The 13171-nt window shown below is 45.8% G+C and carries 11 protein-coding genes; 7 read left to right on the top strand and 4 right to left on the bottom strand.

Annotation, left to right across the window (positions count from 1 at the left end; translation table 11 throughout):
* Positions 1-1293: 1293 nt before the first annotated feature.
* The gene (locus tag CLC93_RS12500; RefSeq protein ID WP_141237396.1) at positions 1294-3276 is read right to left on the bottom strand and encodes a multiheme c-type cytochrome; all 1983 of its coding nucleotides are present in this window, start codon (positions 3274-3276) and stop codon (positions 1294-1296) included.
* A 577-nt stretch (positions 3277-3853) separates the two neighbouring features.
* Between CLC93_RS12500 and CLC93_RS12495 the strand changes: the two genes are divergently transcribed.
* Both CLC93_RS12495 and CLC93_RS12490 read left to right on the top strand, forming a co-directional pair.
* Positions 3854-4144, top strand: coding sequence for a hypothetical protein (locus tag CLC93_RS12495; protein ID WP_095506303.1), 291 nt, complete (start codon positions 3854-3856; stop codon positions 4142-4144).
* A gap of 85 nt (positions 4145-4229) precedes the next feature.
* A complete protein-coding gene (locus tag CLC93_RS12490; RefSeq protein ID WP_095506302.1) occupies positions 4230-4661 on the top strand; it encodes a hypothetical protein in 432 nt (143 codons plus the stop codon).
* A gap of 374 nt (positions 4662-5035) precedes the next feature.
* On the opposite strand, the gene CLC93_RS12485 is transcribed toward CLC93_RS12490, so the two are convergent.
* The gene (locus CLC93_RS12485; RefSeq protein ID WP_095506301.1) at positions 5036-5908 is read right to left on the bottom strand and encodes a LysR family transcriptional regulator; all 873 of its coding nucleotides are present in this window, start codon (positions 5906-5908) and stop codon (positions 5036-5038) included.
* Between the two features lie 147 nt (positions 5909-6055).
* Between CLC93_RS12485 and CLC93_RS12480 the strand changes: the two genes are divergently transcribed.
* The 4 genes from CLC93_RS12480 to CLC93_RS12465 all read left to right on the top strand — a co-directional run bounded on the left by CLC93_RS12480 (position 6056) and on the right by CLC93_RS12465 (position 9844).
* A complete protein-coding gene (locus CLC93_RS12480; RefSeq protein ID WP_095506300.1) occupies positions 6056-7348 on the top strand; it encodes an arginase family protein in 1293 nt (430 codons plus the stop codon).
* Between the two features lie 95 nt (positions 7349-7443).
* Positions 7444-8310, top strand: coding sequence for a peptidyl-prolyl cis-trans isomerase (locus tag CLC93_RS12475; RefSeq protein WP_095506299.1), 867 nt, complete (start codon positions 7444-7446; stop codon positions 8308-8310).
* Entirely contained in the window at positions 8303-9319 is a 1017-nt protein-coding gene (locus CLC93_RS12470; RefSeq protein ID WP_095506298.1) for a HupE/UreJ family protein, read from the top strand. Before CLC93_RS12475 ends, CLC93_RS12470 begins: the two co-directional genes overlap by 8 nt.
* Before the next feature lie 21 nt (positions 9320-9340).
* Positions 9341-9844 (top strand): DUF3299 domain-containing protein, encoded by a 504-nt coding sequence (locus CLC93_RS12465; protein ID WP_095506297.1) that lies wholly within the window; start codon positions 9341-9343, stop codon positions 9842-9844.
* Positions 9845-9906: 62 nt separating this feature from the next.
* Here CLC93_RS12465 and CLC93_RS12460 read toward each other — a convergent pair whose 3' ends face one another.
* Complete coding sequence (locus tag CLC93_RS12460) at positions 9907-10848, bottom strand: helix-turn-helix domain-containing protein (protein WP_095506296.1); 942 nt, start codon at positions 10846-10848, stop codon at positions 9907-9909.
* Positions 10849-11250: 402 nt separating this feature from the next.
* Between CLC93_RS12460 and CLC93_RS12455 the strand changes: the two genes are divergently transcribed.
* Entirely contained in the window at positions 11251-11910 is a 660-nt protein-coding gene (locus CLC93_RS12455) for a hypothetical protein (RefSeq protein WP_095506295.1), read from the top strand.
* 440 nt (positions 11911-12350) lie between these two features.
* On the opposite strand, the gene xthA is transcribed toward CLC93_RS12455, so the two are convergent.
* Positions 12351-13160, bottom strand: coding sequence for an exodeoxyribonuclease III (xthA, locus tag CLC93_RS12445; protein ID WP_095506293.1), 810 nt, complete (start codon positions 13158-13160; stop codon positions 12351-12353).
* Between the last annotated feature and the right edge of the window lie 11 nt (positions 13161-13171).

Here is a 13171-nt window from a genome sequence, read left to right as displayed (position 1 = left end):
AAGCTCAAGTCTGCATTGGACGATTACTTTGAGTAGCCGCTTTTCTTAGAGTGCGAAGACTACCCTTGGCCCTAAGCTGACGTCCAACTAGCGAGCATAATTTTCGAGAATTCAATGAACAAAATTAAGCTAATAACATTCGAGCTCTCAGCAGTGCCAGCGTATTCTTTAAAAATGCTCGGTGCTATAGCTGCTGCGTACATTGCGTTTGGAGTAAATGAAGATCTAGCTAATCAATATATTCTACTTAGAGGAACTGAATATACTGTAGCCGAAGACCCGAGCATGTTTTATTTGAACATTATAAAACGGCTATCTTTCATTGCATTTTTCTTATACCTAGCAATATGGGGTATTCGAGCTAAGAAGGCTTCCACCTAAAACTAATGTTGGGAGTATCAGGCCCATATGAAGTAGGCTCTATCCCGTCGGTAGATGAAGCTATTTCCTAGCTTGAAAGGCCGCTTCGGCCAAAATTTGCGTGTCGAAGATCGCATGATGAGACTTCGCTTGGCCCTAAGCGGTCACACGAAAGTAGTAGGCGTAGAATGCGTTTCTTCCCGCTTTTTCAAAGAATATTGGGCCGAGTTTTTGGGAACTAATTTTTGGAGGCATGATGCTGGTAGGTGCATATGTTATCTGCACAATAGTGGCGCTACTTGTGAATCTGCTGCACTACGATGCTTTGTTAAAGCGGTTATACCGGCATCATCAAGAGCAGTGGATCTCTTTTGGAAAGCCTCATGGAGTGTTTTTCATACCCGAAGGCGCTTCCAGTATCAGTTTTTACAAGTTTTCCTGGAAAAACAATGATGAACGATTTAGATGGGTTACAGGTGACGCAATCGCGGAAACTAGACTAAAACGTTTTCGTCTTTCTGGCCGATTTGTAATTACGTTGGTTGTCATGTTCCTTCCCTTTGTAATTGCTGATTATTGGATTTCGCGATAGTAGTTCGGTTCTTAGCCTCAAGAGTGAGCACATTTTATTTGGCTTAGCTTGGCCCTAAGCGGTCACTCCATTATCCGAGCAGACAAATATTACCCAACCAAAAACGGCTTCTCTCAACTGTAAAGCGCAAACTTTAGACGGCGGAAAGCCCTATGCTCGCTGTGAGAGGACGAGGTGCATTCCGTATCAGGTAAGAAAAAGGCCGAGTCGCTATTCGACTCAGCCTTTCTATGGCGCTTCACTGACTAGAATTAGTCGTTGAAGGCGTTTTCATTGTCTAATCTTTGCGATTAAAAGGGCACGTTTGGTTTGCAGGGATAATACGCCCTTTTTTTCGCATATTAGTAACTGTGGTATTCAGCCATTTTTGCAGGGCTGTGACACACAGAGCAAGACTCGACGATTGGCTCGGGGTCAAATACATTGAAGCTACTACCGTCTTCACCAATATGACTTCCCGCTGGGGTTACCATAACGTTGAAGTCACCGCCGCTTTGCTCCATATGCGCTTTGGCAGCTGCGGTTGTGTGGCAGCTGGCACAATTGGCAGCAATTGGAGTGACACCGTAAACGGTATCTTGGTCCATGCCATTTAGCACTAGTGCCGGAGCTACGTTAGCTAGGTCAATATCTCCAGTATGACAAGCAACACACTCTACTTTCTTGTTGCGGTCTACGGTTGGCATATTGCCTAAGCCACGCTCTTCGTTATACGCACCAAAGTGCATGTTATGAACCAGTGGACCCCACGCCATTGGGTGGTCTTGGCCTTGTTTATCATGCTCCCAGTTGTAAGCGCTGTGACATTGAACACAAGCGTCCCCGCCTAAGTCGAAGCCACCACGTTGCGAACCGTGACCGTCAAGTCCTTCGGTATGGCAGTTCAGACACTTCAGGCCATCTGAGCTGGTGCGACGAACGTCTTTAACGTTAGAAGCGGTGATAGGAGCGCGGGGTTTTTCACCGTCTTTATTGTGGTATACACGTCCGTCAACACCGCCAAGTAGTACCTCGCCATCCATATAAGGCAGCGCGTGTTCTATGGTGTATACGAAGGTATCAGCTTCACTACCTGCAACAACGCCAGTAGAGCGAGCTACATGGCCTGCGTCACGGCCAGGAAGCATAGCTTCACCGTTTTTCATTACGGTAGCCCAACCGCGAGGGGTCGCGTCCGTTGGGTCAATAGCAGTCACATCAACAGCGTTGCCATCGGCATCGGTTGCTTTTACAGTTACCAAGATGTTGGCTTTGTCGTCGCTGCGAGCAACAGACAACACTTCAAAGTCATAACGATTTAGCGCTTCGTCACGAGCTTTTCCATTGCTGTGGTCATAGTAGAATCCGCCATCAGCGTTGTGACACGCAGTACAGTTCGCATCAGTAAAGCCACTGTGGTCAACCGCAAGACCGTTATCTGGGTCTTGTAGACTGGTGTGGCAGGTCGCACAACCGTTAATGGTAGCGGTAAACACCACGTCGTCCATGTGACAGGTCGAGCAGCGTTTCATGTCCATGGAGTAGTTGCTCCATAGGGCCGAATGGCCTGAATACGCCATGCCATTGTCAGCATCGAACTTTTTACCGTGGCCAAACATAGCCAGGGTATTGTTGGCCCAGCCGCCATTCTCTTTTTGAACATCGGTGTGACATACCGAACAGGCTTCTACAATAACCACGTTTTGGTCATTATCTAAACCGTGGTGATGTTGGTGCCAACCCCATGTCGAGTTGCCAGAGGCCGCATCAAACTCACCGTGACAAGCAACGCATTTGGCATCATCTGTGGTTTGAACTTTGGCTAGGTTGTCAGACTCGTTGAACATAATGCGCTTGGTGCGGGGAATGCCGTCACTCGCTTTTTTCCAACCTGGACGTACGTAACCAATCCCTGTTGAATCAGCACTGACGCCCTCTTGTGGCATTACTAGGCTGTACACACCATCCCCTGTGTGCTCTAGAGTGCCCACAGATGTATCTGAACCGACTTGATACGTCACGTCGATAGTATTCGCCAACATGCCGTTTTCATCGGTGACCGTAGACATCAATTGAACGCGATCTAACGTTTCAATGTTTTCGCCATCTTGGTTTTGAAGCGCGAAGGTAACGTTAACAGTGCCGTCGCCATAGGACCACTCAAGCACTTGAGCTTGAGCTGAGGAAATGACAAGAGGTGGTTTTGGTGCTTCAGGACCTTGCGGGCCTTGTGGACCTTCAGGGCCTTGTGGACCTTGGGCGCCATCTTTACCATCACTACATGCGCCAAGCGCGAATACTGCGCTTAACATAGTGGCGAGGACTGTTTTTCTTTTTAAGGACATCTACTGCTCCTGCATGTTAGTTTGTCGTTGTTTTTATATGGGTCAATTCAATTTGACCTGAACGAATCATATGCAAGCAGAAAAAGTGAAACGTTGCGCTGGAGCAATAACTATTCCAGCTACTATCAGCAGTGATCGAAAATGAGGGTCGGGTTTGATTACTGGTTCCACCTGACAGGGGAAATGGGATGGTTGTCTGATTTTCGTTTGGTTCTTGCGAATTTAAACAACTAAAAGCTATGTATTAATTAATGCGCCACGGTTCACTAGAAAGGTTAAGAAGATGCAATGCAGAACAGTGAGCAGCCATAGCTTTACGTAACTGGCTTTCTAGCGTGCTCAGAATACCTTTGTCATACCTAGCTTGGGTGGGAATCTAGCTCGTTGCTATGGGCTACAGATGGCCTGTGGTCGCCTGTTCTAGGCTGGGATGACATGCTGAGGCTTAGCTTGGCCCTTAGCTGCCGTTAAGTCTTAGTCTCTAAAATGGCTCCTCAGCTAATTGCAAAAGCCCTTTGAATTGAAGCTACATTGAAAAATCGTTAGGTTAACTAAGCCAAGTGAAAAGGAGGTTTACTTGCGATTCCTATTAATCCTAATCGTTACACTTCTTTGCGTAAGCCCCGGTGCCCAAAGCATAGTCCCGAATGATGGATACTATCGAATAGCGGACAGCCGAATTGACTACTTAGAGAATCAGCTTAAAGACGTTGATGCCCAATTAGCACTGACCCCTGAACAATCGCAGCTCAACACCATCCGTGAATCGCTAGTCAAAGAGATTGAGCTAATCCAGGCTAGAGTGAAGCTCTACAAAGAGCTAGAAGGTTTAGGGATTATTAAATATCTAAGTAACGACGATGGTTAAATCTTGGCTGGCGGAACCGCCGCAACTGAACGAGGCTTCGCTTGGCTCAAAGCTGCAATCAACACTCGATGAGTAAACTTTTTAGATGAAAATATTAGCTTTGATCGTTTCTCTTATTCCTCTTTATGCATCTAGCTCGTCCTGCCTAGATACAGAAGCACTTGCAAAAGATCTTGAGGGAAATCCACGTTTTGAGGACAGTTCCAGTGTAAATGAATGGTTTGAAGTGAAACACGCAAACGTCGATGGTATCCATGTTTTAGTCTTTACTTACCCTGCTCAGCTAGACGGGGCTCATGTGGAAAATACCGCCCTAATCTTGCAAGAAGAAGAGACAATGGATACGGCACTTGTTGTCAATGTAAAGCAGGAGAAAGATCTAGCTAGAAATCTTGTTGAAGCTGGTGTTTATTTAGGCCGTGAGAACTTTAACAAGGCCTGGGTAGAGATTAGCTACGAAGGATGTGGAAATAGTCATTTGTTCCAGCTAAGTAACTTCGATATTAACTGGAATTAGGTGGCTCCTATAGCTCGTTGTCTTGAAAGCGAGCACAGGACATAATCCTAAGTTGCGTGCTCGCAAGCTCAGAATTACTACTATTTCACGATGGTCGCATCTAGCAGCCTGGGAAGGCATGATGAGGCTAAGCCTGGCCCAAAGCTGCCGCTCAACTGTCGACAAAAATTGTGGAGGATTCTCTGTTTACCCACAGCTTTTTTCATTCAGCTCGCGAAGCGTATTATCAAGACTTGCGCATAAATTCGTTGTTAGTACGTATTTCGGAGTTAGGCCCAAAAGTGATCGGTCTACGGCGAATATACGGCCTCCAAAGATTATCGTTGCGAAGGACTTTTGTGCTGTTCAATTTTTCATGATTGTTAACGTGTTAACTATATTCGACGCTTAAGTTGTTCAATTAGAAAACGCTGGGCGGGTCCCAGTGAATCGCGGCTGTTACATAGTGCCTCAATCATGAATATAGCGTTACCGGTACAGGTAAAATCTGGAAAAAAAGGCACGAGCGTCCCTTGATTAATTTTCTCTTCTGCAATACTGCGAGATACAAACCCCCAACCCATTCCCAGCTCTATCAGCTGTACTTGGTCAAGTAAACGTTGGACTTCAATTCGTTCACCAGCACCTTTCAACAGGTCAGTATTTGTTCCATTAGTTACCAAGTGAATCTGTGGAAACGGTAGCAAGTCCTCAAAAGAAATATCTGTCTTGTTATTGAGTTCGTGGTCCGGTGCACATACCAGTATGGATTCACAGCTTCCGATATTAAAAAACTCAAAATTCTGAGGAACTCCTTCGACCATCCGGCGTATAAGCATATCCATCTCGCGGTTAGCTAATCCAGCTTCTAACCTCTGATCTGAGTCTCGGATAAAAATGAGTCTGGTATGTGGGAATGAGGTGTTCAAAGCTTGAAACTCCCGAGCAAAGTCTTGCAAAGTGAGTTCGCTTTGCAAACCTATGCGCAGCTGCTGTTCTACTCCACCCGCTACAGCCATAGAAAATTGGTTAATTTGTTCTGCCTGGCGAAGCAACACTTTGCCTTTTTCATACAAACGTTTCCCCGAATCGGTGAGTTGCAGCTGGCGGCGACTGCGGTCAAATACCTGTAGTCCAAGGTCGACTTCGAGATTACTCAAAATCACACTGAGACTGCTTTTACTTTTTCCCATTCTTCTGGCAGCTTCTATCATAGTGCCTGATTCATAGGTCTCTACCAGTGCTTTCATCTGTTCTAAGCTAAACATGTGCTCGCAAGTTGCTCCGTCAATTGTTCGTCTTTGACGAACCTAATGTTTTTTATAGTTAGTAATATCTAAACTAAAATCAAGCGCAAATCAATGACCGGTATGTTTTCGTTACCAGTGAAACTCTAATAATTTTGGAGATATCTAATGAGTAAAGGTGTTAAGAAGCTATTGATTACCACGTTTGCCGCCAGTATTAGCTTGAATGTGTTGGCTGCGGGTTTTGAGGCGGGTGATGTAGAACCAACTCCTAAAGGCCCATCGACTTACCCCGAGGGCGTGCCACCTGAATGGATGCCTTGGAAAGATCCTGAAAATAACAGCGTAATTAACGTCAACATGGACGGGACAGAGGATGTTTTTGTATTGCGCCGAGATACCTCAAAGGATCCGAAACGCGAGCCAGGTTTAATTAATCCACAGCGTTATGTTGCCGCTTTGAATGGCAAAAGTGCTTTCCCAACATTTTTTGGGGCGCCTATGGCCTTTAATACAGAAGACCTGAAAGCCGGAAAGCCAGATGTTGCAGCATTTGGATTAACCATGGACGACAACTTTATCGGCGGTGGTTCATACGCCGCAAACAAAATGCGCTCTTTAATTGATTACACAACGGTAGGCTCCGCCACAGATCAGATGAATGGCATCGCATACTTTCCTTTGATCAGCGTGGCAGATTACGGCAACGTAAACGCACACTACGGGCACAGCGAAAAAAGCCTTGAAGAAATTCATGTTGTCGCGAGCGAAGTTTTAGATGCAGACGTCATGCCTCTCGCGATCGGTGGTAGTCACATTCAGATGTATGGCATGTTAACTGCGTTAGTCAAAAAGTACGGCAAAGGCAATGTGGCGCTAGTTCATTTCGACGCTCACTACGATGCGTTAACCGCAGGTATGGGACGCTATGTCCACAATGGTTCAATGATTGCGAGGGCAGTGGATTATGGCCTAATCAAGGGAGAGGATGTCATCCAGATTGGTTTGCGTAGCTTTGGCCCAAGTAAGGGCGACCTACAATACATGAAAGACAACAATTTTAAGTTCCATTTCCAAGCTGAAGTTGATCAGAAAGGTTGGGAGAATGTCATTAAACGCGTACTCGAAGAAACCAAAGGCAAAAAGGTATTCTTGTCGTTCGACTTAGATGTGGTCGATGCGTCAGCAGCTCCTGCTGTTGGCACACAGGAGCCAGGAGGCCTAACTTCTCAGGAAGCGATGCATATGGTGCGAGTACTTGGAGCGGGAACTGAATTAGTAGGAGCGGAATTCAACGAGTACAACCCTTTATTGGATGATGCTCACCAAACGAGTGGAATATTATTGGATCGCATTATGCGTAGTTTATTCGCCGGTATGGCAGCCAAGAAAAAAGGTATAAAAGATCCAATGTACCTTGATCCTCAACGACAGGATCATGCTTACAATCCTCAAAAATAGGGTCCATAAAATCGCCCCGTAAGGGGCGCTTTACCTCACATTCCAGTGAATATAGCCTTCACCTACGTGCAGCACTCAACGCGAGGAGTAATTCCATGACTGATACATTGGACTCAACTTTGTCTAGTCAACCCAAAAGTTTATTCGGTCGTCTCAGTCGCGAGCCTTTGGTGCACTTTTTGTTGGCTGCTGCCGGACTGTTTGCTGCACACAGTTGGGTAGATAATGATAATAGGCAGCTCATCTTGGTTGATGCTTCTCGTCAAGCCCAAATTATTGCCAGCGCCCAAAGCCGCCAACTAGCTCCGTTATCAGAAAAGGAACGGGAGGTTGCTCTTAATGCCTTTGTCGATGAAGAGGTACTGTTTCAAGAGGCTATCAATCGTGGTTATGTAAGTAACAGCAAGGTGCGGGAGTTGTTGCTTCAGAATATGCGTTACTTTATATCTGGTGGCATGCAATCTCCATCAGAATCACAGCTAGTAGAGTTCTTCGAGGACAATCCCAAGTTGTTTGTTAACCAGGCAACAGTGGACATTGAACATATACAGTTTAATAAACCTGAAAGTGTACCTGATGGTCTATTAGGTGAGCTAAGAAGCGGCTTTGACCATACTCGTGTTGGCGACTTTGACAGTCACAACGCACCGGTGATGCGCTATTTAGATGAATCGAATCTGCTAAATCATTTCGACCAAACCGTGGCAACAGCGATTCTAGAAAGCGAAGATGACAATTGGTATGGACCTATTCTATCGAGCTATGGTTCGACTCATTTTTTCAAAGTAACTGCACGTCGCGAAGCATCGATGCCAAGCTTCGAGCAAGTTAAACCTTGGGTTGAAACCTTTTGGGTTAATGCGGAAAACGAACGCCTCCTGGAGCAAGCGTTGCAGGAGATCCGTCCCAATTATCGAATCGAACTGCAAGTTACTCGTGACAATGGAGTAACAGATGAATAAATGGTACAAATTCTTGATTGTTGGACTATCAACAATTATTAGCCAAGTTGCCAACGCTCATACTTTAGGTATTGATAATTCTGATCTTATTGAATTAGGTGAGCAAGGCGAGTATCAGCTAATCGTAAAAGTACCTGGGGAGTATCAGCCATACATTCATACGCCTATTCTACCTTCAGCCTGTGAATATAAAGGCGATTCAGCGGGGGAACGAGGTAATAGTCAGATTCGGTATCATTTTGCGTGTGAGCAAAGATTAACGAGTGGAGATGAGCTTGTCCTCCCGTGGGAGCGTGAAGGTGCAATGTTGACTGTGTACTGGCATGGCAGAGAGGCGGTAACCGCTTTGAGTAAGCGCAAAGATGACGTTATTACTATTGATTTTGCAGAATATTCAGCAGGTTCTGGTACTTGGGTACAAGGCGCACAGCGCTATACAAGTCTAGGTATCAGCCATATTCTCCAGGGTCTAGACCATCTGCTATTTGTATTAGCTTTGCTTTTTGTCGTGAGCGGAGGCCGTAAACTGGTAAAAACGATAACCGCTTTCACAGTAGCGCACAGCATAACCCTAGGGTTAGCGACATTTGGTTATCTGTCTTTACCTAGCGAACCGGTTGAGGCCGCAATCGCATTATCGATAGTATTTCTATGCTGTGAAATTGTTTATTCGAAGCGAGGCCAACGAGGCCTCACGTTTCACGCTCCTTGGCATGTAGCCTTCGCTTTTGGCTTACTCCATGGCTTGGGTTTTGCCGGCGCATTGTTAGATATTGGACTTCCTCAAACCGAAATACCTCTTGCGCTATTGTTTTTCAATGTAGGGGTAGAGTTGGGGCAGCTTATGTTTGTCGCCGTTGTTTTACTTGGTGTCTATGCAATGAGACAGCTATTGGAAACCGCAGACAATAAGCGTTTGTTTCAACGCGCCAACATTTTCGTTATCTACACTATGGGGATTTCATCCAGTTACTGGCTTATTGAGCGTACCTTGTTGGTACTAAATTAACAGATGTAGAGGATACGATATATGTTGACTAAGTTTATGAAGGTAATCCTATTTTTTTCGTTAGTATCTACCTCGGCGAATGCCGCGACTACGCTTAGCTGGGATGATTTGGTGCCTAAGGAAGACTTAGTTTTTACACGTATGGTTATGAAACAACCTGTTGAACACGAAGGGCAAGAGTTTGCTCCTCAACCGGTTGACGAGCCGCTGTTACGCACCGTAGGTGAACTAGATGGTAAAATGGTCAAACTGCCAGGTTATCTCGTGCCTGTAGTAGGAGACGATGAGCAAATCACGGCATTTATACTGGTTCCTGGCGCGGAGTCGTGTGGACACGAACCACCTCCGCCACCAAATCAAATTGTATATGTAGAGCCCGAAAAAGCTCTGCCAATGCAATGGTATATTGATCCGATTTGGATTGTTGGTGTAATGCAAATTGAAGAGGTTGAAACGGATAGGGCGAAAGCCAGTTATCGAATGAGTAAAGCTCAGATCTTATCCTTTAGTGATGGTAGTGACTAGATTTGCAAAATCCTTGGCTTATAGTGCAGGGGCGTACTTATTTTAAGAGTTGGCTTATCGAATTATTTCTTAAGAGTATTTTTAGGTAGCTCACCAAATTGTTTTTTATACTTTTGTGCGATGCGGCCTATCTCGAAAAAACCAAGGTCGAATGCAATTTCGGTAACTGTTTGACGGTTGGGATCTGCTTCTAATAAACGTTTTCTAAACTCATGCAGCCTAAGAATCTCGATTATTTGACGTGGGCCTACACCGAAACTGGCTTTAAATGCACTGTAAATCGTTCGCTCTGTTACTCCTATACGTTCTGCTAAGTCAGATACTTGTACGGATTCTTCGTGTAACGTAGTGCCAAATAGTTTTTGTAACTCTTGCACGGTTTGAAAAGGCTTCGTCGGTGTTAATTCGTCAATACTGACTTCTGGGTTTTCAATAACCTGACATAAAGTTTCTTGCAGCTCGCGGGTTAGCACTCGATTCCAATAGTCCCCAAGGTGTAGCAACATAGTTTTGTCACTCTGAGCGAGTTCTTCTAACTGGTTTTTGGCGTTGTCGCAGATTGCCGTCAGACGGTGTATCCGATCGATAGGCAGGCCTCTTAGGCAGAAATTTCGGCCGGTAGGCAACCCGATAGTGTTAGCAAAATCTTCGGCTAACACCAATTGTAGATGTTGAGTGATACCGTTCTGGTAGCCTTCAGTCGGTTCGGTATTACCCTGTGTAACAATAGTTTGCTGGTCAAAAAGGTTTCCCCAGAGTGTGAATTCGTCGGTGTGGGTTGTAACCAAGTTCAGGCGCAAATCTGCGCGGTTGGGCTGGAAGCTCCAAATAACAGGGTGATAGATTCTAGTCCAGTATAATTGAATCTGATTTAGCAATAACTCCTCACACAAACACTTTAGTGGCTCTGGAGACAATTGAATGATATCGAACCGGCCCTCGTGAGCTTGATTAAAGTACTCAGTGAGCTCGGAGCGATCAGTAAACAGCTGTTTTTTATACATTTAATGAAGGCTTCCCTAATAAGACCTGACGAAAGTATCTGGTCGCAATGATTGGTAGTGTTTTTTCATATTTATCAGCCTCCTAGTTCCTGACGTGTCACAAGATCTGCTTTATCCTCTAAACTCTATGCGGAGCTTTACCAATATTCAACATGCTTTCCCGTACTTTTAGTACGGCATTGTCCAACACTATTTAGCGATAGTTTTTCCCTTTCTCAAAGTTCTAATATTGCTGAACCAGCGTACTTTAAACCGTGATTTCTGAAATAGCATTTTTCCAGCTCGCCGAATCCGATACATTAGTTGCTTGTTCAACGGTTAGCCCGAACTATTAAACTGTCGTTTTCGCTTTTATTTCCTTTCACCTTAATTAAAGCACCGAGTTTGTAAAGTATGAATAATATGTCTAAGTCGATTCTGCTATGTTTTCTTACCTGCAGCGGAGCATGTGCCCAAGGAGATAAAGACTTTCTCCCAGCGGAGTTAAATATAGGTACGTCGATTGGCAATGCTTATACTTATTACGAAACCAACAGTGAAATTGGCTACCATCAGTTCGGATTGGGTTATAACTTTAAGGACGTTCTAACCGATGGACTTACAATCTCTCCTCAGCTTGCGTACATCGCTGGAGTTAATGGAGCTCAGAACAAAGATCGTATACAAGTCCGTGCTACTTATACCATGTTTGGCAAGGCATTCGTTCGTGCAGAGTATCGCTATACAAGTGGCGATAAGCGGGTCGAATTAGCTGAGCCAATGAATGCTTTCCGCGGCTTAAACATCAAGTTCGACGATGTACAGCGTGGTCGCCTAGGTATTGGCTATGATTTTGGTCGGATTGTGCTGAGCTACGATGCCTTATTCCACCGTCAAGACAACGATGTACTGGCCGCCCGTCAAAACCGCCGCTTCTGGACAAGTCAATGGATTCAAGCGGACCTGAACACTGACAGTGGTTTGACTCCATTTGTTCGTTTTACCCATACATCAGATGGCGGTCTAGCAATAGGTAATCGTCCAGATGACAAAGCGCTATTCGGAGTAAATTTTTGGTTCTAGGTCTTTACTAAGGGCTTGATTCTCTCCTAGGCTGCACCAAGAACGATTCGAAATTTCGAAAGTCTCCAGTGTAGGAGGTTTTTTCGCCTATTCAGATTTATTAGACTTTTGAGTGGCCGCTTTTGGCCGTTCTGTGCCGGTCGCGGTTGGCTAGATTTCCGCTTTCGCGGAAATGACGGGCGTGGGTATTGGCCGCTTGCTGCTATTCGCCGCTGGCTAGATTACCGCCTTCGCGGCAATGACGGGCGCGGGTGTTGGCCGTTTGGTGCCGGTCGCCTTTGGCTAGATTCCCGCTTTCGCGAGAATGACGAGCGTGGGTATTGGCCGTTTCGCGCCGGTCGTAGTTGGCTAGATTACCGCTTTCGCGAGAATGAAGATGTTGCGCGGGAATGTCCAGGTAGCAAAAAAAGAGCGGCCAGTGCCGCTCTTTTTCGTATTAGCTAGTCGCTAAAAGTCGTCCAAATCGGCGCGTGGTCCGATGGCTTCTCAATACCGCGAAGCTCATAGTCTACATCAGACTCAGTAGCACGAGGCAACAAAGATGCGGTGGCCAAAATCACGTCGATACGCAGGCCGCGGTTATCGTTAAAGCCCTTGGAGCGGTAGTCAAACCACGAATAACGCTCACTTGCGTTTGGGGTGAGGTGGCGAAAGCTATCTTCTAAGCCCCAAGATTTTAGGGTCGCTAACCATTCGCGCTCGATTGGCTGGAAGCTGCACTTACCAGTCTTTAGCCAGCGTTTAGCGTTGACTTCGCCAATACCAATGTCCAAATCCACGGGTGAGATATTGATGTCGCCCATCACCACCAAGTCACTCTCAGGGGAGTGCTCGGCGTTTAGGTAGTTTTGCAGATCCGCGTAGAACTTTTGCTTAGCTGGGAATTTGGTTTCGTGGGCAATATTCTCGCCTTGTGGGAAGTAGCCGTTTATAACGGTAAGCACACGGCCGTTTGGCTGCGCAAAGCGACACTCAATTAAACGACGTTGAGCATCTTCCTCGTCGGTAGGGAATCCCTTTTGCACGTGCACGGGCTTTTGCTTCGATAAAATGGCTACACCATAGTGGGCTTTGCCGCCGTGGTACTCCACGTGGTAACCCATCTCTTGGACCGCTTCTAGCGGAAAGGCTTCGTCGTGAACCTTGGTTTCTTGTAGACCGATAACGTCTGGCGAGTGTTTGTCGATAAGCGCTTGTAGCTGATGCAGGCGCGCACGCAGCCCATTAATGTTAAAGCTGACCAGTTTCATAGAAATTCCCT

Origin of the sequence: Paraferrimonas sedimenticola (assembly GCF_002282855.1) — a bacterium.
GTDB lineage: Bacteria > Pseudomonadota > Gammaproteobacteria > Enterobacterales > Shewanellaceae > Paraferrimonas > Paraferrimonas sedimenticola.
This window is presented reverse-complemented; position numbering and strand designations above follow the sequence as displayed.

What these genes read in the sequence shown, in the direction of transcription:
- CLC93_RS12500 (WP_141237396.1), bottom strand. Translation starts at nt 3,276, where the DNA reads ATGTCCTTAAAAAGAAAAACAGTCCTCGCCACTATGTTAAGCGCAGTA.
- CLC93_RS12455 (WP_095506295.1), top strand. Translation starts at nt 11,251, where the DNA reads ATGTCTAAGTCGATTCTGCTATGTTTTCTTACCTGCAGCGGAGCATGT.
- xthA (WP_095506293.1), bottom strand. Translation starts at nt 13,160, where the DNA reads ATGAAACTGGTCAGCTTTAACATTAATGGGCTGCGTGCGCGCCTGCAT.
- CLC93_RS12465 (WP_095506297.1), top strand. Translation starts at nt 9,341, where the DNA reads ATGTTGACTAAGTTTATGAAGGTAATCCTATTTTTTTCGTTAGTATCT.
- CLC93_RS12480 (WP_095506300.1), top strand. Translation starts at nt 6,056, where the DNA reads ATGAGTAAAGGTGTTAAGAAGCTATTGATTACCACGTTTGCCGCCAGT.
- CLC93_RS12470 (WP_095506298.1), top strand. Translation starts at nt 8,303, where the DNA reads ATGAATAAATGGTACAAATTCTTGATTGTTGGACTATCAACAATTATT.
- CLC93_RS12485 (WP_095506301.1), bottom strand. Translation starts at nt 5,908, where the DNA reads ATGTTTAGCTTAGAACAGATGAAAGCACTGGTAGAGACCTATGAATCA.
- CLC93_RS12490 (WP_095506302.1), top strand. Translation starts at nt 4,230, where the DNA reads ATGAAAATATTAGCTTTGATCGTTTCTCTTATTCCTCTTTATGCATCT.
- CLC93_RS12460 (WP_095506296.1), bottom strand. Translation starts at nt 10,848, where the DNA reads ATGTATAAAAAACAGCTGTTTACTGATCGCTCCGAGCTCACTGAGTAC.
- CLC93_RS12475 (WP_095506299.1), top strand. Translation starts at nt 7,444, where the DNA reads ATGACTGATACATTGGACTCAACTTTGTCTAGTCAACCCAAAAGTTTA.